The 17965-nt window shown below is 68.4% G+C and carries 15 protein-coding genes and 1 pseudogene; 6 read left to right on the top strand and 10 right to left on the bottom strand.

The window, feature by feature from the left end:
- Nucleotides 1–351: 351 nt before the first annotated feature.
- On the bottom strand, nt 352–1929 hold the full coding sequence (locus ABD086_RS11700) for an aldehyde dehydrogenase family protein (RefSeq protein ID WP_343907710.1): 1578 nt from the start codon (nt 1927–1929) through the stop codon (nt 352–354).
- A gap of 112 nt (nt 1930–2041) precedes the next feature.
- Nucleotides 2042–3058 (bottom strand): quinone oxidoreductase family protein, encoded by a 1017-nt coding sequence (locus ABD086_RS11695; RefSeq protein ID WP_343907709.1) that lies wholly within the window; start codon nt 3056–3058, stop codon nt 2042–2044.
- A gap of 27 nt (nt 3059–3085) precedes the next feature.
- Here ABD086_RS11695 and ABD086_RS11690 point away from each other — a divergent pair, with 27 nt between their 5' ends.
- The 6 genes from ABD086_RS11690 to ABD086_RS11665 all read left to right on the top strand — a co-directional run bounded on the left by ABD086_RS11690 (nt 3086) and on the right by ABD086_RS11665 (nt 9360).
- Nucleotides 3086–4750, top strand: a complete 1665-nt coding sequence (locus ABD086_RS11690) for an ABC transporter ATP-binding protein (RefSeq protein ID WP_343907708.1) — start codon at nt 3086–3088, stop codon at nt 4748–4750.
- Nucleotides 4747–5874, top strand: a complete 1128-nt coding sequence (locus tag ABD086_RS11685; RefSeq protein WP_343907707.1) for an ABC transporter permease — start codon at nt 4747–4749, stop codon at nt 5872–5874. The genes ABD086_RS11690 and ABD086_RS11685 overlap by 4 nt, the downstream gene beginning before the upstream one ends.
- Entirely contained in the window at nt 5853–6743 is an 891-nt protein-coding gene (locus ABD086_RS11680) for an ABC transporter permease (protein ID WP_343907706.1), read from the top strand. Before ABD086_RS11685 ends, ABD086_RS11680 begins: the two co-directional genes overlap by 22 nt.
- A gap of 28 nt (nt 6744–6771) precedes the next feature.
- Nucleotides 6772–7509, top strand: a complete 738-nt coding sequence (locus tag ABD086_RS11675; protein WP_343907705.1) for a cysteine hydrolase family protein — start codon at nt 6772–6774, stop codon at nt 7507–7509.
- A 79-nt stretch (nt 7510–7588) separates the two neighbouring features.
- Nucleotides 7589–8620, top strand: coding sequence for a BMP family ABC transporter substrate-binding protein (locus tag ABD086_RS11670; protein WP_343907704.1), 1032 nt, complete (start codon nt 7589–7591; stop codon nt 8618–8620).
- Nucleotides 8621–8688: 68 nt separating this feature from the next.
- The gene (locus ABD086_RS11665; protein WP_343907703.1) at nt 8689–9360 is read left to right on the top strand and encodes an HAD family hydrolase; all 672 of its coding nucleotides are present in this window, start codon (nt 8689–8691) and stop codon (nt 9358–9360) included.
- 3 nt (nt 9361–9363) lie between these two features.
- On the opposite strand, the gene ABD086_RS11660 is transcribed toward ABD086_RS11665, so the two are convergent.
- The 8 genes and pseudogenes from ABD086_RS11660 to ABD086_RS25305 all read right to left on the bottom strand — a co-directional run.
- On the bottom strand, nt 9364–9936 hold the full coding sequence (locus ABD086_RS11660) for a carboxymuconolactone decarboxylase family protein (protein ID WP_343907702.1): 573 nt from the start codon (nt 9934–9936) through the stop codon (nt 9364–9366).
- Nucleotides 9933–10646, bottom strand: a complete 714-nt coding sequence (locus tag ABD086_RS11655) for an SRPBCC family protein (protein WP_343907701.1) — start codon at nt 10644–10646, stop codon at nt 9933–9935. The genes ABD086_RS11660 and ABD086_RS11655 overlap by 4 nt, the downstream gene beginning before the upstream one ends.
- 19 nt (nt 10647–10665) lie before the next feature.
- The gene (locus ABD086_RS11650; RefSeq protein ID WP_343907700.1) at nt 10666–11499 is read right to left on the bottom strand and encodes a cyclase family protein; all 834 of its coding nucleotides are present in this window, start codon (nt 11497–11499) and stop codon (nt 10666–10668) included.
- Nucleotides 11500–11600: 101 nt separating this feature from the next.
- Nucleotides 11601–12536, bottom strand: a complete 936-nt coding sequence (locus tag ABD086_RS11645) for a nitrilase-related carbon-nitrogen hydrolase (protein WP_343907699.1) — start codon at nt 12534–12536, stop codon at nt 11601–11603.
- Nucleotides 12537–12546: 10 nt separating this feature from the next.
- Nucleotides 12547–14910: a xanthine dehydrogenase family protein molybdopterin-binding subunit gene (locus ABD086_RS11640; RefSeq protein ID WP_343907698.1), complete on the bottom strand. Its 2364-nt coding sequence runs from the start codon at nt 14908–14910 to the stop codon at nt 12547–12549.
- Nucleotides 14907–15428 (bottom strand): (2Fe-2S)-binding protein, encoded by a 522-nt coding sequence (locus ABD086_RS11635; RefSeq protein ID WP_343907697.1) that lies wholly within the window; start codon nt 15426–15428, stop codon nt 14907–14909. Before ABD086_RS11635 ends, ABD086_RS11640 begins: the two co-directional genes overlap by 4 nt.
- The gene (locus ABD086_RS11630; protein ID WP_343907696.1) at nt 15425–17854 is read right to left on the bottom strand and encodes a xanthine dehydrogenase family protein molybdopterin-binding subunit; all 2430 of its coding nucleotides are present in this window, start codon (nt 17852–17854) and stop codon (nt 15425–15427) included. Before ABD086_RS11630 ends, ABD086_RS11635 begins: the two co-directional genes overlap by 4 nt.
- A pseudogene (locus ABD086_RS25305) lies at nt 17851–17965 on the bottom strand (hypothetical protein); the annotation flags it as partial. The pseudogene ABD086_RS25305 and the gene ABD086_RS11630, both read right to left, overlap by 4 nt.

Here is a 17965-nt window from a genome sequence, read left to right as displayed (position 1 = left end):
CGCTCGACGTCCACCAGAACGCCCACCAGGGCAAGGTCGGCGTGCTCTGCCTGGCCCCCGAGGAAGGCCTCGGCGTCCGCGACCACGAGATGCGCGACCGGCACCTCGAGGAGATCAACCGGTTCCGCGGCGTCTGACCCGGGGTCGTCGACGCCCGAACCCGGAACGGCCATCGGTGCCAGGGGAGAGTTGCCGCGTACCTACCCGGATGCCGCAGAGCACGGTCCGTCCGAACGTGCGACCTCCCTTGCGCCCCACCCGAGCGAACGAACCCCGGGCTCAGGCAGTGGTCGCCTACGTTCCCTGTCCGTTGTTCGGTGCGCGTCGTGAGACTTCCGTTGCGGGTTCGGATCAGTTGAGCCGTTGGCCGCTCGAGGTGTACCAGTCCGGGCTCTCTTCGGTTCGGACGATCACCGCCCGCTGGTGCGAGAAGTCGTCGAACGCCTCGACACCCGCTTCCTTCCCGGTGCCGGACAGCTTGTAGCCGCCCCAGGGGACCGATACTTCGAGCCGGTGATGGTCGTTGACCCAGCAGATCCCGGAGTCAAGGCGTTGCGCCACACGGTGTGCGCGACCCACGGACTCGGTCCAGACTGCGGCGCCGAGTGCGTACCGAGAGCCGTTCGCCATCTCGATCGCCTCCTGTTCGTCGTCGAACCTCGCAATCACGACGAAGGGTCCGAACACCTCCTCGTCGAAGATCTCCATTCCGGGCGACGCGCCGGCCAAGATGGTGGGCCGGACGTAGAACCCGTCGGCGTGAGCCGATGAGCCGGGTTCAGCGGCGCCGCCGCCCGTGACGAGGCGCGCACCCTGGGCGACCGCTCGCTCGGTGGCGTCGATCACGGCAGCGCGCCGGTCGGCGGAGATGACCGGGCCGAGGTCGGTCTCTTCTGACAACGGGTCACCGATGCGCAACGACTCCGCCTTCGACCGGAGTCGTTCGACGAATTCGTCGTGGATGCCCGACTGCACCAGGATCACGGACGCCGCGATACACGTCTGGCCGGCCGCGATGAAGCTGGCGAACGTCACGCCGTTCACCGCGGAATCGAGGTCTGCGTCGTCGAACACGACGACAGGGGTGTGCCCGCCCAGCTCCATGGTCAGCTTCGTCGGCCGGTTGGCTGTCAGCTCGGCCATGGCCAGCCCACCTCGCGTGCCTCCGGTGAAGTTCACCTTCGCCACGCGGACGTCGCTCACCAGCGCCGCCGATACCTCCGCGCCGCCCGTCACGACGTTGAAGACCCCCGGTGGGAGACCCGCCTCTACCGCTAGAGCCGCGAGCAGGACCGTGGTCACCGGCGTGAACTCGGATGGCTTCACCACGACCGAGTTGCCGTTGGCGAGCGCGAAGGCCAGGCTTCCGGCCAGGATCAGCATGGGGTGGTTGAACGGCGTGATGATCGCGCACACACCCACCGGTGAGCGGTGTGTGTAGATGTGGTGGTGACCGCTGGAAGGCATCACCTCGCTGCGGCGGGTGAGCAGGAGACTCGCCGCATACCGGTAGTAGTCGCCGAGAAGCGACAGCTGCGCCTGGGTCTCCCGAGTAGGCCGGCCGTTGCCGAGCGTCTCGAGCGTGAATATCTGCTGCATGTACTCATCGATGAGCGCAGCAAGCCTGTTGAGGACGATCGCGCGGTCCCGGCTGGACGCTCGCGACCAGATCCCACTTCGGAAGGCAGTCTCGGCTGCCTCGACGGCTGCAGCGACGTCAGCCGCATCAGCCTCCACGACGGTGCCCAGGTCATGACCCGTGGCTGGATTGATCAGCCGGCGGCTCCCCCCGTGGCCAGGCGTGACGAACGCACCGTTCACGTACAGCGGGACGTGGCCGCGCAGCTGACCGCCCGCCACGCCGAAGACTTCTTCGTGGAGGAACGGATGGTCGGCCGACGAGATGCCGGGCAGGAGTGTGTCGGTCATCGGAGTGCCTCCTCTGGCTCGGCGTCCAGTGAAGCGCCTTTCAATGGCATTGACAAGATTGAACTCTATAGAACTGCCTGAGCGAGACTCCTGCGCGCGAGCCCGTGGTCGATCAGGGGCGGAGCAGCACCTTGCCGATGGTCCTGCGACTCTCCAGGTCGTCCAGTGCGCGGCCGACCTCGGCCAGGGGATAGGTCGCGCCGATCGTGGGACGCACCGTTCCGTCGATGACCCACTGGAGCAGCTGCTCGCCGGTCGCGCGCATCTGCTCGTCGGTCCCGAGGTAGTCGCGACCGGCGGTACGGGTGAGATAGAACGACCCGGCGCCGAGATCCTTCGCGGAGATGTCGGCGTCCCGACCAGACGCCGAACCGTAGAGCACCATCGCGCCGCGCGGCCGGAGGGTCCTCAGCAGCGGCTCGGCGACGCCTGCGCCGACGGCGTCGTAGACCGCCGAGACCCCGCCAGGCGCCAGTGCGCGTACGTCCTCTGCGAGGCCGTCGCCGTACAGGAGGACGTCGGAAGCGCCGGCAGCGCGTGCGGCGTCGGTCTTGGCCTCGGACGAGACCACGCCGATCACGCGCACGCCCGATGCGCTCAGCAACTGGCTGAGCAGCTGGCCGACGCCGCCGGCAGCAGCGGTGACGACCGCGGTCTCGCCGCGTTCGAGCGGCCACGTGTGGTGACAGAGGTAGGAGGCCGTCTGGCCCTGGAAGAGCAGCGCCCCCGCGGCGGCGTCGTCGACCTCCTGCGGCACGCTGACGAGGGCCGTGGCCGGAGCGACCACGGCCTCCGCGAAGCTGCCGGGCACCCTCGACCAGGCAACGCGCTGCCCGGGACGGAAGTCGGTCACGGCAGCGCCGACCTCCTGCACCACGCCGGCACCCTCGGTCCCCAACCTCCTCGATGCAGGGATCGGGGCCCGGCCACGGCGCTGCAGCACCTCCCAAAAGTTGAGACCGGCACACGCGACCTGGACGCGAACCTGGTGCGGATCCAACGGCGACGCGTCCGTCACCGTCTCGACCCGCGCCTCGAACGATTCGTCGAGCACAACCTGCAACGACATGGCGGATATCCCTTCCCTTGGTCTGGCTTCGCGACTACATTCAACCCAATTGAAGGTCATTCAATCCAGCGAAACTCGGCCGACAGCATGCGAGACGGGCATCGATCATCGGCGAGCAGAGCAAGGGAAGTGGTTCCGTTGGCGGCAGCGAGAGGGTTCAATGTGGTTGAGGCCGTTTCAACTGACGGGGGCGACGACGACGACCCCCGGCCACCACGAGGGAGCGGGATGCCTGATCAGCCACGGGTCCAGCTGAGGGCCGTATCCAAGACATTTGCATCGGTTGTCGCCCTGCAGGGCGTCGACTTCGACCTGAAGCCCGGCCAGGTTCACGCCCTGGTCGGCGAGAACGGTGCCGGCAAGTCGACCCTGATGCGCATCCTGGCGGGACAGATGTCGGCAGACCACGGACGCCTCGTGTTCGAAGGTGCCCAGTCCGACCTCACCGGCTCCGCCGCAGGTTTCCACGAGGGCGTCGGGTTCGTCGAGCAGGAAGGCGGCCTGATCGCCGAGCTCAGCGGTGCCGAGAACCTCCTTCTCGCCGTACCCAGCGGGGCCGTCGCCGACCGCAGGCGCGCGGGCCGCACCATCACCGAGCTGGCGGAGAGGTTCGGCGGCGCCATCGACCCGCACCTCCCCGTGCGGCAGCTGGCCGTCGGCCAGCGGCAGCGGCTTGAGATCCTGATCGTGATGGCCCGCGGTGCCCAGGTCCTGGTGCTCGACGAGCCGACCGCGGCCCTGGGGACCGACGAGGCGGTCGCGCTCGGTGAGATCATCCGCAAGTTCGCGGCCGAGGGCGGCTCGGTCGTCTACATCAGCCACAAGCTGGGCGAGGTGATCCGGCTCGCTGACCGCATCACCGTCATGCGCCGCGGGCGAGTCGTGGGCAGCCACGAGTCCGGGACGGTCACCGTCGAGCAGCTCGCCACCGAGATGGTGGGACAGGTCGTCGCGAAGGAGTCCGAGGTGGGGCAGGAGGAGCTCCTCGAGGTCGCCCTTGGTGTTCGCGCCGTCGCCACCACCGGCACGGAGACGAAGCGGATCTGCGCCGTCAAGGGGATGGTGGCGCCGGCGCCTCTGCCCGGTGAGGCTGCCCTCAAGGGCCTCGACCTGGACGTGCACGCAGGCGAGATCGTCGGCGTCGCCGGCGTCGTGGGAAGCGGCCAGACGACGCTGGCCGAGGTGCTGGCCGGGTTCATTCGTCCGCAGGGTGGGAGCATGGTCCGCGAGGGCAAGGACTTCGCGGCGTACATCCCCGAGAACCGCCATCGCGACGCCGTGGCGCTCGATCTGTCGCTTGTCGACAACCTCCTCCTGCACAGCCATCGACGCCGGACCTTCACCCAGGCCGGCCTGTGGTTCAACGGCGACCGCGTACGGGAACACGTCGTCAGCCTTCTCGACGACTCGCACGTGCGGTACGGCCATCCGGACCAGCCGATGCGGGCACTGTCAGGAGGCAATCAGCAGAAGGCGGTCGTCGGCCGCGAGCTCGAGGAGGCTCCCCTTCTCGTCGTTGCGCACAATCCGTTCCGTGGCTTGGACGTGCGAGCGATCTCCGAGGTCCGCGACGCATTGCTCCAGGCCGCAGCCGACGGCGCCGGCGTGGTCATGATCAGCCCCGATCTCGACGAGCTCCGCCAGATCGCTCATCGCATCGTCGTCATGTTCGACGGACGCATCGTCGGCGAGATCTCGCCCGACGACCAGGACGCCGAGCGTCTGGGTCAGCTCATGGGAGGTGTGGCATGACCCTGGTCCGAGACGGGGTCGAGACCCCTGACGCGGAAGTCCCGGAGTCGGTCGCCTCCGTCGAAGGTCCCGGCTTCGCCGGCCGCCTCCTGACGCTGGCTGTGACCATCGGTGCCTGCATCCTGGTGCTCGTCGCGGTCCTGGAGGCGGTCGACGTCGACCCGGTCCTCGCATGGAACTCGATCTGGAACTCGACGTTCGGCAGCACCCGGAACTTCAGCGAGACCTTGGTGCGGGCTACCCCGCTGCTGCTCGTCGCGCTGACCCTGGTCCCGTCGCTGCGAGCCGGCCTCTACAACATCGGTGCACCAGGCCAACTCGCCGCGGGTGCCCTCGCGGCCACGTGGCTCGCACTCCACCTGGGCGGTCAACCCCAGGCGGTCTCTCTCGTCGTGTGCGGAGTCTCGGCGGCCGCGACCGGCGCGATCGTCGCCGCGATACCCGGCTGGCTCAAGGCCCAGTTCGGCGTGAACGAGATCATTACGACCCTCGCCATGAACTTCATCGTGATCTCGGTGATCGGCTGGCTGCTGAACGGGCCGTTCAAGGGCAACTACGCCAACCTGCCGCAGTCCGATCTGGTGCCCGACAACTCCACGCTCCCGATCCTCATCCCCGGCACTCGTGCCCACTACGGCATCCTCATCGCCTTGGCCTTCGTGCCTCTGCTGTGGGCGCTCGACCGGTCCGTGGTCGGGTACCGGCTGCGCGTCTTCGGGGCGAACCAGCAGCTGACCCGGCAGGCCCACATCAGCCGGCGCCGGTACCTCATCGGCCTCATGGCGTTCGGTGGCGTCGGCGCCGGGCTGAGCGGCTGGATGCAGGTGGTCACGATCGACCGGCAGCTCTACCCGACCGTCGCCGATCCCGTCGGGTATGCGGGACTCTTCGTCGCGCTCCTCGGCGGCCTGACCGCCGTCGGCAGCGTGGTGGCCGCCTTCATCCTCGGCGCCCTGCTGCACGGTGGCGACGGCCTCCAGGTCGGTGCCAACGTCTCGCCGGAAATCGTCCAGGTCGTCCTCGGTCTCATCCTGCTCGCCTACGCGATCCACCGCGGGCGGAGCGCCACCAGAGAGATCAGCATCCAGAAGAGGAGGTTGCCGTGGAGACGTTCGAAGCGGTGATGAACAGCTCCGTCCGGCTCATGATTCCGCTGCTCCTCGCCGCTCTGGGCGAGTTGATCTCGGAGCGTGCTGGCGTGATGAACATCGGCCTTGAGGGCTACATGACCGCCGGTGCGTTCACGGCGTTCGCCGTCGCCGTCGGCGGCTGGGGGCTGGCCCCCGCGATCCTGCTCGCCGCCGTCGCCGCGTCGCTCGTCGCAGGCGTGATGGCCATCGGCGCCGTCTGGCTGCGCGGCAACGCGATTCTCGTCGGATTCGCCTTGTTCGTCATGCTGCCGGGACTGGCCAACTTCTTGTACGTCCAGCAGAACAACCAGGGCGCGACCCCCAAGCTGCACCTCATCTCGATCCCCGGCCTCGACGACATCCCGCTGATTGGCCGCGCACTGTTCGCGCAGAATGTCTTCTACTGGATGGCGATCGTGCTGTGCGTGGTCGTCTACCTGCTGTTCTCCCGGACCCAGGCAGGCCTCACCGTCACGGCCACCGGTCACGAGCCGGAGACCGTGCGCAAGCGTGGCCGCTCACCCCGCATGGTCCAGACGATGGCGCTCCTCGCCTGCGGTGCTCTCGCTGGGCTCGGCGGCGCCTCCCTGTCGCTGGGGGCCGTGGGTTCCTACCAGCCGAACATCGTCGACGGTCGGGGGCTGATCGTCATCGCGATCGTGATCCTCGGGCGCTGGAGCGTTCCGGGAGCGGTGGCTGGCGCCTTCCTCATCGCGCTCCTCGACGCCCTCAAGCTGCGAGTCACGCAAGGCTCCGACATCCCCGTCCAGCTACTCGGGGCACTGCCCTGGGTCGTCGTGATCCTCATGCTCGTGGCCAGCACGCGTATGCACTCCCACGCTCCTCGGACACTCACGCAGTAGGTGTCCTCATCCGCCGGAAAGGCCTCAGATGACCGACTACTCCTACCTCTACGGACAGAGGCGCCCTCTTCCTGACGACGGGTCCTACGAGCCGTACTTCGACATGGCGCGCACGGCGTTCGTGTCGATCGACATGCACGACGGACATCTCTCGGAGAGTCCGGAGTGCCCCTGCCCGGCGCCGCGTGCGCGGGCGATCGTCGAACGGGTCGACGATGTCCATCGCCGAGGCCGGGACCTCGGCGCGCGAGTGATCCATGTCCGGACCGGCCTACGACCGTCCGGGATCGACGACATCAACGGGATCCCGAGCGCTTGGCGGCTGCCGTTCTCGGAATTCGTCGGGGGAATTCCCAACATCGACCAGCACGGCATCGAGGGCAGCCCCTGGACCCGGCTGGTCACGGAGGTCCTCCCCCAGGACGAGGTGGTGACCACGAAGAAGCGGGTGTCTGCTTTCTATCCCACCGACCTGGACTTCCTCCTGCGACAGATGGACGTACGGAACGTCGTCCTCACGGGGTGCATGACTGACTGCTGCATCCTGAGCAGCGCGTTCGACGCCTCGAACCGGAACTATCGAGTGATCGTCGTCCGCGACTGCGTAGCCGGCACCAATGACGAGCTCGAGGACGCCGCGCTGAAGATCATCTCGCTCAACCTCGGACTGGTGATGGACGCTGCCGACCTCATCGAGTCCTGGGCGGTGCGTCAATCAGGTGACGATTCGATTGAAATCACTTCAACTGCATTGACCACTGCGTGACGAGGGCCTAGATTCAACGCGATCAACTCTGTTGAATCGTATTGAACTCATCTCGGCCCACACAGAGGAGTCACGAGGCATGGGACACAGGACGCGACTGGCAGGACTGGCCGCCGTGATGGCTGCGGCGCTAGCGCTCTCCGCCTGCGGCGGTAAGGACGGCGGCGCCGCGAGCGCCGGCGGCGGCGATGAGACGAAGATCGGTCTCATCCAGGAGGCCCGGCCCGAGGTGGAGCCTTGGAGCGCCGCATGGCACAACGCCGTCGAGGCCATCAAGGCCGATGACAGTGGCGTCAGCAGCGTCGAGACGTTCGATGCCTACGACGCCACCCGCGCTGAGCCGGTGATCCGGCAGATGCTCGACGGCGGGGCCGACGTCATGCTCATGTCGACCTTCGTCCTCGCGGACACGGCGAAGAAGGTGGCCAAGGACTATCCGGACGTCCCCATGGCGGTCTCCTCGTTCGGCACGACGCAGTCGCCGAACCTGAACTCGGTGACCGCCAGCTACCTCGAGATCGGGTACTCGACGTGCTGGCTGTTGACCAAGCTGTCGCCCGACGGTCGGATCGGCATCGTGGACGCGCAGGGCGCGCCGTTCGAGACCGAGATCGAGCAGGGCTGCGACCTCGGCGGGAAGGCCGCGAACCCGGACTTCGAGACCGTGAAGCTCAGCACGAACAGCTTCACGGACGTTCAGGCGAACCGCGAGCAGGTTCAGGCTCTCCTGGACCAGGGGATCAAGCAGGTGTACCTGGTGTCCGGCACGGAGGACGCCGTCGGCGGACTGCGGCTCTGCGAAGAGGCGAAGGCCCAGTGCGCGACCTGGGGCGGTGACGCCAAGCAGTGGGCACCGACTGCGTCGGTCCTGACGGTGAACATGAACTGGCGAGTCGTGATCGAAGACCTCATGGACCAGGCGAAGAACGGTCTGAAGGAGGTCCAGACCTACAACCTCACCTATGGCAGCGAGGGTCTGGAAGCGCTGGACTACTCCGACTCCGCCGCGGTCAGCGACGACCTCAAGACGGAGTTCGAGGGCGTCCTTGCCGACCTGGCCAGCGAGAAGATCGAGCTCCCCGAGAGCGCCTCGCACCCGGGCTTCCGCTGACCGACCCCGGACCCGCGAACCGCCGCGGGGGGCACGCCGATCGGGCGCGCTCCCCGCGGCTTTCGGCCGTGCTGTTCGACCTCGACGACACGTTGCTCGACCACCGCGGCGCAGCTCGCGACGCACTGCTCGCCTGGAGCTCGAGCCAGCGGCCCGTACCCGACCCGGACGACCGCGAGACGCGCTGGACCCTCCTCGAGTCCAAGCACTACCGCTGGTTCCAGTCCGGTGCACTCACCAAGGAGGAACAGCGGCGCGCCAGGGTGCGCGAGTTCCTCGCACCGCAGGTGTTCTCGGACAGCGAAGCCGACGATGCGTTCGCGGAGTACTGGGCAGCCTACGTCGAAGCCTGGCGCCCCTTCCCGGACGCGGTACCGGCATTGCGTCGTGCCCTGGGACAAGGTCTCGCCGTCGGCATCCTCACCAACGGGGACGCCGCTGATCAGCGGCGCAAGGTCAGGGCCACCGGGCTGGGCGAACTCGGCATCCCGGTCTTCGCCTCCTCCGAGCTCCCTGCTGCCAAGCCCGATCCGCGTGCGTTCGCGGCGGCGTGCGCTGCGCTGGGAGCAGCCCCCGGGGAGTGCCTCATGATCGGCGACTCGCTCGAGAACGACATCGCCGGCGCACAGAACGCCGCGATGCCGGCCATCCTGCTCGACAGGTATGGCCGGCATCGCGGCGTATCGGTACAGCGGGTCACATCGCTCGACGAGCTCCGCTTCGACGGTCCCGATCGGTAGAGATCACTCCGTGTCGGGGACGCCGACGTCGAAGGTCCGCATCAGGTCCGCCAACGTTCGGTAGTAGCCCACCAGCGTCGTCACTTCGATGATGGCGGTGACTCCGAGCCGTGCGACCAGCTCGGCGTAGGCGGCGTCCTCGAAAGGCTTGCCAGAGAGAAGTCCGGCGCACAGGTCGGCAGCTGCCTGTTCGGCCGGGTCGGCCGAGGTGAACTGGCTCGCCGCCAGCGCCTGGAGCTCGACGTCGGTCAGGCCCACGGCGCGAGCGACGCGTTCGTGCGCCCACCACTCGAAGTCGCTCTGGACCGCGCGAGCGACCATCAGGATCGCGATCTCGCGGACTCGGGCGGTCAGGGACGTCCGATACCGGATCGTCGCGCCGAGCTCCTGCAGACTCGTGCTCACACCGGGCGCGTGCAGCATGACCCCGAACGGGCCGTTGAGCGATCCGTCGGGGGCCCTGAGTGGGAAGTGCTGGGTGCCCTTCGCCCGATCACCGCCCGCGATGCTGTCGTAGAGGGCCTGCTGGTCGGCATCGAGCTCGCCGGGCTTGAGCGAGTGCAGGCGAGCGCTCACCGGGTGCCGTCCCTGCGAACACGGCGTCCGAACGCGAACCAGCTGAGCAGGAACCCGATCAGCCCGCCGATGATCGCTTGGCCGTAGCGCTCCTTGACCATCGGCACGACGAGGGCCATCAGGTCCATGCTCGCCTCGCCCCCACCCGCCGGGGCCGCGGGGAACGCGGCGGCCGGAGGGTTCGGTGCCGAGGTGGTCTCGTGGGGGGCGGCCGGCGCCGGCGCCTGGGATCCGGACGGAACGCCGTTCGCGGCACCCCCGGCCGGCTCGGTCAGGAGGACGGAGATGTTCGCAACGAACTGGCCGATCAGGCGATTGCTGACGTCGGCGATCGCGCCCCGACCGAACTGCGCCATCCGTCCAGAGATGTCCAGGTCGGTGTCGATCAGCACTCTGGTGCGGGTGGGCGTGACCGGTTCGAGCCGGGCGTGGATCTGCGCGTTCGCCGCGGCCTGACCCTTGGGGTCCTTGCCGGCAGCGGCGATGACAGCACTGTGGGTGGCGTCGTCCTTCTGGGCGAAGTGCGCCGTCCCGCGGAAGTGGGCTCCGATGGGCCCGACCTTGATCTTGACGTTGCCGAGGTAGTTGTCGCCCTCGACACCCTCGAGCGCAGCGCCCGGCATGCACGGCATGATCCGTGCCAGGTCGGTCAGGAGCTCCCATGCGCGGTCGACGCCGGCGTCGATCTCGAACTCGTTCTTGAGCAGCATGTCGGTATGTCTCCCAGCCTCAGGCGCTCGTGCCGGCAAAGCCCTCGATGACCTCGTCCGGACCGCAGTCGAAGAAGGCCATGATGCGGCACGGGCACGCCTCGCCTCCCTCGATCTTCCACGGGAAGGCGCCGATGATCGCGCGCTGGTTGAGCACCGACTTCAGGTCGCCGCCGACGTTCTCGGCGTGGATGCAGCCGTCCTGGAAGGCCAGGTGGTGCATCGGGAAGATGTCGGAGGTGATCTCCCGGCCGGACATGTGGTGCGTGTAGGTGTACTCGCCGAAGAACTCCTTGTAGGACATCCCGACGTGCTCCTCGAACTTCTTCAGCAGGTCGGGGCGCATGTTGCGGATCGTGGTGTTCATCGGGTGGTCCCCGGATCCCGCGTCGATGCCCCACCAGCGGATCTCCATGTCGGCCATCCACTCGGCGAGGCGTGCGCTGCCGCCGGGGTGCATCGTGAAGTAGCGGACCAGGTCCTGCCGGGGCATGTCCTGGTAGTAGTCGATGAAGCCGGTGTGGATGATCAGGATGTCGCCCTTCTTGATCTCCACGTTGCGGGTGATGTGCTCAGGCTCGATCAGGTCCCAGTCGCTCACGACGTCCGACACGTCGACGATCGCGCCGGGGTGGATGAGCTTGTCCAGCGGGAGAGACGCCATGTCCAGGCCGCCGTCGGTGCCGTGCATCGGGCCGTCGAGGTGGGTGCCGGTGTGGAGTGAGGACTCGATGCGCTGCGACACGATCTGGTTCGTCTGCAGATTCTGGGTGTAGTACATCTTGTTGCCCGCGTAGCCGACCCAACCGGGCGTGTGGATGCTGTACGGGTGGGTCATGTCGACGACGCGCATGGCGTGGCTCCGCTCTTCTGGGTCTTCTCGATGTCAATATAGGTAAACAAGATTCTATGGTATTGAAATCGAAATGGCCAGGGTGCCACGCCTCGGTGGGGTCACCCGTGGGTGTCGAGCACCGACCGCCAGACGTCGGGGCGGTCGTAGTGGCCGGCAACGTCGTGCACCATCTTCGGGACGACAACAGCGGACGGGTCGATGTCGATGACTACGAGCTGCTCGGCGTCGTCCTCGGCTTCGACGAGGATCTCGCCCCACGGAGCGACCACCGAGGCGCGGCCCGACGAAGCGGGATCCCCGAGGTACTCCTCTGCGCCGCCGTAGCCGTAGGCCTCGATCATCCCGGCCGAGATGGTGGTGACGCTGTTGAGGACGAACGTCTTGAGCGAGTAGGCCAGACCACGCGAGGCAACTCGAATCGCCTCACGCATGGCGAGTTCCGGACTGAAGTGCTGGGGCCACGACGCGACGTGCACGGTCGGATAGCGCAGCGAGGAGAGGTACTGAGCCATCGGGTGCGAGTTCTCCCCGCAGATCAGCGAGGTGACGGTTCCCCCCGCCCACGGCGAGGAGTTCGACGTCCCGGTCGTCCCGGGGGCGTGCACGATGCGCTCGCCGATGGTGGGGACGAACTTCTGGTGGTGGCAGGAGATGGCCCCGTCGGGATCCACGTGAACCTGGGAGTTGAAGAGGGTGCCGGTGGTTCCCGGCCGTCGCTCACAGATTCCGAGGACGGCCGTGAGCCGATGGTCGCGGCAGGCGTCGCGGATCGGATCCAGGTGATCGCCGTCGACCTCGACGGCCTCCGCGAAGAGGCGCCGACCGAGATCCTGGGCGCGGAGGTCGAAGGGTTGGAGCTCGACCCACCCCGGGTGTCCGGGCACGAATCCCTCGGGGAAGCCCAGTAGCTGCACACCTCGTGAGCCCGCTTCGGCGATGAGGTCGGCGGCACGGGCGACACTGGCTGTGCGGTCGAGGAACACGGGGGCTGCCTGGACTGCAGCGACCCGGACGGTGGGAGGCAGGGCTGACACGGGGGCCTTCCTAGGGGGTGGGTACGTGGTCGACGAGCCGCCGAAGGAGACTCGGACGGATCGGCACCGAGGTGATGGCGTCCGGGACCCGGAGGGCGTCGTCGACGGCTGAGCCGATGGCCGCGGCGACCGCGGTCGTGCCGCCCTCGCCGGCGCCCTTGACGCCGAGGGGATTGATGGGGCTGGGCGCGTCTTCGGTGATCAGGGCTTCGACGTCGGGAACCTCGAGGACGGTCGGGATCAGGTAGTCCATGAACGTCGTGCACAGGGGAGTGCCGTCCTCGGAGTACAGGAACTCCTCGTAGACGGCGCCCCCGATGCCTTGTGCGACACCACCGGCGATCTGGCCCTCGACGAGGGTCGGGTTCAGCGCCCGACCGACGTCGTAGCCGACGATGAACCGTTCGATGCTCAGGTTGCCCGTCCCGCGGTCGATCGCCACGACCGCGGCGTGGACGCCGTAGGGGTAGGTCATGTGGTCGCTCCGGAACCAGCCGTCGGCGCTGAGACCGGGGTCCTCCTTGAGCATGCCGGCGCGGACCGGTTCCAGGAGACGGGCGATCTCCCCCAGGGTGAGCCGTCGGCCCGGGTCATCGACCAGCTCGATCGCCCCATCGTGGAGCGCGACCTCCTCGAAGCTGACGCGGAACTCGTGCGCGGCCACTCGGCGGCACTTCTCGACGAGTGCCTCGGCGGCGTTCGCGGCCGCTGACCCGGCCATCACCGCGAGCCGGGTGGCGAAGGCCCCGCGGCCGTACTCGAACTGGTCGGTCCGGCCGCGGACGACCCTGATGGCGTCGTGCGGGATCTGCAGAGCGTGGGCCACCACCTGAGCGAGGACGGTGTCGACGCCTTGGCCCACCGAGCTGGCGCCGCAGGTGATGGTGACCTGGCCGGCGCCGTCCACCGTGACCCGGGCACCCTCGAAAGGCCCGATGCCGCTCTTCTCGACGAAGTAGGCCAGCCCGAAACCGACGATCTCTTCTGCCGCTCGACGCTGTTCGACCTCGGCTCGGATGCCGTCGAAGTCGTACCGTTCGCAGACCTTGTCGAGGAGCAGCGCGTAGTCGCCTGAGTCGTGGACGAGGTGGGTGCCCATGGCTTGGATCGGTCGCTCGTAGGGCATCTTGTCCGCGGGGATGAAGTTGGTACGGCGCAGCGTCAGAGGGTCGAGCTGCAGCTCGCGGGCGATCTTGTCGACGAGGCGCTCGCGCGCGAAGGTGCCCTCGTAGCGACCGGGCGAGCGGTAGGTCCCGGCAGGAGTCTTGTTGGTCAGCCGCACCCGGGCGCGGGCCCGGAAGTGCGGCACGACGTACGGGCCGGGGAGCATCGACGCGGTCAGCGACGCGACGGTGGCGCCGTGGGTACGGACGTAGGCGCCCTGGTCGAGGGTGAACTCGCAGTCCATCGCCTCGATGAACCCGTCCGTCGTACGGACGAGCGCGCGGATGCGATGGTGCTGGCCGCGGGAGTGGTTCGTGGCGACCAGGTGTTCCTGTCGGTCCTCGATCCACTTGATCGGCCGTCGTAGCCGCATCGCGGCGACCGTGACCAGGACGTCCTCGGGGTAGAGCTCGCCACGTGGCCCGAAGCCGCCGCCGACGTGCGTCTCGCGGACGATCACGCGGTGCGGCGGCAGGCCCGCCATCTCGGCGATGGCTTCGCGGTTCCAGAACGGCACCTTGGCTGCGCCGTCGACGACGAGCTGTTGTTCGGCCTCGTCGTACATGGCGACGAGGCCACGGCACTCCATCGGAACTCCGGAGTGCCGGCCGATCCGGGCATCCACGGTCACGACGCGGTGGGTGCCGTTCTCGACGAGCTCCTCCGCCTTCTGGAAGGCGTCATCGACGTCGCCGTACTCCTCGACGAAGGTGGTCGCCTCGGAGTCCTGCGCGCCCAGGCGACTACCGGTGCCGGCCGCCCATGTGGCGTGGTCAGCATCGATCCAGGTGACGGGGGCAGCGTCCGGGTCCAGGTGGGCGTCGAGGGGATCGATCTCCACGTCGACCCGTTCGGCCCCGTCTTCGGCGATGTAGGCGGAGGTGGCGAACACCACCGCGACCGGCTCGCCGACATACCTGACCTCGTCGCGCGCGAGCACAGGCTGTCGGTAGGGGAGCAGCTCTGGCCGAGGGGTGAGGCGGAACCCGATGGCGGGTAGGTCGCTGACGTCCGCGTACGTCCAGGCACCGACGACGCCGTCGACGAGGAGTGCCTGGGACACGTCGACCCGGCGGATTCGCCCGTGAGCGACCGGCGACCGCACCACCCGCATGTGGAGCTCGCCGGCGCGGACGGTGTCGGCGGCGAAGCGCCCCGCGCCGCGAAGCAGCACGGGATCTTCGATGCGTCTTGCGCGGGCTCCGATCATGCTGGTTCCTGCACGCCGCCGGGCTCGGTCTGCTTGCCGTTGAGCAGCTTCTGGGCAGCGAGCGTCGCCTTGATGATGTTCTGGTATCCGGTGCAGCGGCACAGGTTGGAGGAGAGAACCTCCCGCAGCTCGTTCTCCTCGGCGTCCGGGTGCTCCTCGAGGTAACCGGCGATGAGGGTGAGGAACCCAGGCGTGCAGAACCCGCACTGCAGTCCGTGGTTGTCCCAGAACGCCTGTTGAACCGGGTGCAGTGTCACGTCGTCGGGTGCCAGACCCTCCACCGTGCGCACGGACGATCCCTCTGCCTGGACGGCGAACATGAGGCATGCGCGCACCGGTTGCCCGTCGAGGAGCACCGTGCAGGCGCCGCAGACCCCGTGCTCGCAGCCGAGGTGGGTGCCCGTCAGGCCGCAGTCGTCGCGTAGCGCGTCCGCGAGGGTGCGTCGCGGTTCGACATCGATGTCGTAGCGATCGCCGTTCACGTACAGACGGCAGGGGGTGGTGTTGCTCGAGCTCATGCCGTGACCTCCGTGACGGACGAGTGGCGGTTCAGTTGCAGGTCGCGACCTTCGCGGATCGCCGTGCGGATCCGATGCGGTGTCGCCGGTAGGTGGAACACGCCGACGCCGAACGGGCGCAGCGCGTCGCTGATCGCGTTGGCGATCGCCGCGGGTGCCCCGATCGTGCCGCCCTCTCCGACACCCTTGGCGCCGGTGACCGAGGCCGGCGAGATCGTGTACACGTGGGCCACCTCGATGTCGGGGACTTCGAGGATCGTGGGTGGCAGGAAGTCCATGAGCGAGGTGGTGACGAGGACACCGCGGTCGTCGTAGACGAGTTCCTCGAAGAGTGCGTTCGCGATGCCCTGGACGACACCGCCGTGGATCTGCCCGTCGACGATGGCCGGGTTGATCAGCCTGCCGGCATCCTCGGCCACCAGGAACCGGTTGATCGTGACGTTTCCGGTGAGAGGGTCCACCTCGACCTCCGCCAGGTGGCAGGCGTTGGCGAAGGTGCCGGAGGGGTCGTAGAGCCCTACGGACTCCAGGGCCGGCTCACCCTTGTCGGGGATGAGATGTGAGGAGTGATAGGTGTCCCGAGCGAGAACGGCGATCGGCACGGTGGCGTCGCCGCCACGCAACCGGGCGTGACCGCCGCTGAGCTCGACGTCGCCGGGCAACCCGCCGAGTCGGTCGGCCGCGAGGGTGCGGAGCCGGTCCGCGAGATCCTGGGCGGCCAGCATCGAGGCGCCGCCCGCGATCACCATGGCGCGGCTCGCGAAGCTTCCCCACCCGTACGGGGTCGCGTCGGTGTCGCTCGCGATCACCCTGACCTGACTCGGGTCCAGTCCGAGCTCGTCGCAGACCACCTGCGCCAGCGTGGTCTTGAGCCCTTGTCCGTGAGGGGACGCGCCGATCCGCAAGGTGACGCCACCCGACGGATCCATGGTGAGGACGACCCGCTCGAAGCCGGGGGTGATCAGCGACTTCTTCGTCCCGTCCGCTCCGAACGGGCGGGACCGGGCAGCGAAGGCGGGCGTGCCGTATCCAGTCCGCTCGGCGAAGCAGGAGAAGCCGATGCCGAGGTACCGCCCTTCCTCCCTCGCTGCGGCCCGTCGTGCCTCGAAGTCGTCGAGGTCGGCGAGCTGCGCGGCGGTGGCGAGGGTCTCCCGGTGAGATGCGAGATCCAGCACCAGCCCCGTGGGAGCTCGGTGCGGGAACTCGGAGACGAGATTGATGTCGCGGATCGAGACCCGGTCGATCCCGATCTCCTCGGCGGCCACATCCAGCAGGCGTTCCATGGCGAGCACTTGCATGGGCCGGGATACGCCCCGGTACGGCGCGATGGGGCACTTGTTGGTCGTGATCGCCCGCGAGCGGACGTCGTACTCGGAGACCTTGTAGGGGCCGGGCAGCTCCGCGAGCGCCATCAGCGGCTCGACCGCCCAGGTCACCGGATAGCAGCAGTAGGCGCCGACGTCGCAGATCAAGTCCCCCCGCAGCGCCAGCAGCTCGCCCTCGGCAGTGAAGGCGCCCTCGACGTCGTAGACCTGTTCGCGGCTGTGCCAGGCGGCGAGGAAGTTCTCCTCGCGGGTCTCGATCCAGGCGAGGTCGCGGCGCAGATGGCGCGAGGCCCAGACCAGCGCCACATCCTCCCGGGCGAGGGCCATCTTCGCCCCGAAGCCACCACCGACGTCGGGGGACACGACGCGCAGGTCGTCCTCCGCGATGCCCAGGCAGTCGGCGATGCCGGTGCGGGTGACATGTGGCATCTGCAACGTCGCGTGGAGCGTGCTACGACCGGTGCCCCGGTCGTAGGCCGCGTGCGCAGCCCGCGCCTCGAGCGGCATGGCGCTCTGCCGGCCCGAGCTGACGCGGACGGCCACCACGTGGTCCGCGCGCCGGAACGCCTCCTCCGCGCCCGGCGTGGCGATCCGGCCGTCGACGACGGTGTTCGGCGCGTTGGGGTGATCGGCCGGAACCGAGTCGTGAACGAGGGGGGCCCCATCGGCGAGCGCCTCGTCGGCAGACAGGACGGCGGGTAGCGGCTCGAGCTCGACCGTGACCCGCTCGGCGGCATCCTCGGCCTCTGCCTCGGTACGTGCCAGCACCAGGACGATCGGGTCACCCACGAACCGGACGACGTCCTCGGCGAGGATCGGCGTCGCCACGTCCACGAAGTCGGGCCGGTGCAGCACCGCGCGGATCGGCTGGACGCCGACCAGGTCGGAGGCCGTGAACGCGACCACGTCAGGCGGGACGGTGACCGAGATGATCCGGCCGGAGGCGATGGTGCTCCGAACGAACCGGGCATACATCACGCCCCGGTCGCGTGCCGCGATGTCGGCGACGTAGCTGCCCCATCCGCGGATGATCGCCGGATCCTCCGCACGCGGTACGGACCGGCCGGACCAGGTTGGAGGATCGGCGGGCGGCGCGCTCATGCTTCCACCGGAACACGGAGCGCGCGCGGCAGCAGCGCACGCACGAGGTCGCGCCGGTAGGCAGCGTCACCGTGGGTGTCGCTCGGCGGATCCACTTCGTCGGCGGCCGCG

The organism is Nocardioides aquiterrae, from assembly GCF_039526625.1.
Classification (GTDB): domain Bacteria; phylum Actinomycetota; class Actinomycetes; order Propionibacteriales; family Nocardioidaceae; genus Nocardioides; species Nocardioides aquiterrae.
Note: the sequence above shows the minus strand (reverse complement) of the source record. Positions and strands in the feature narration are given on the sequence as shown.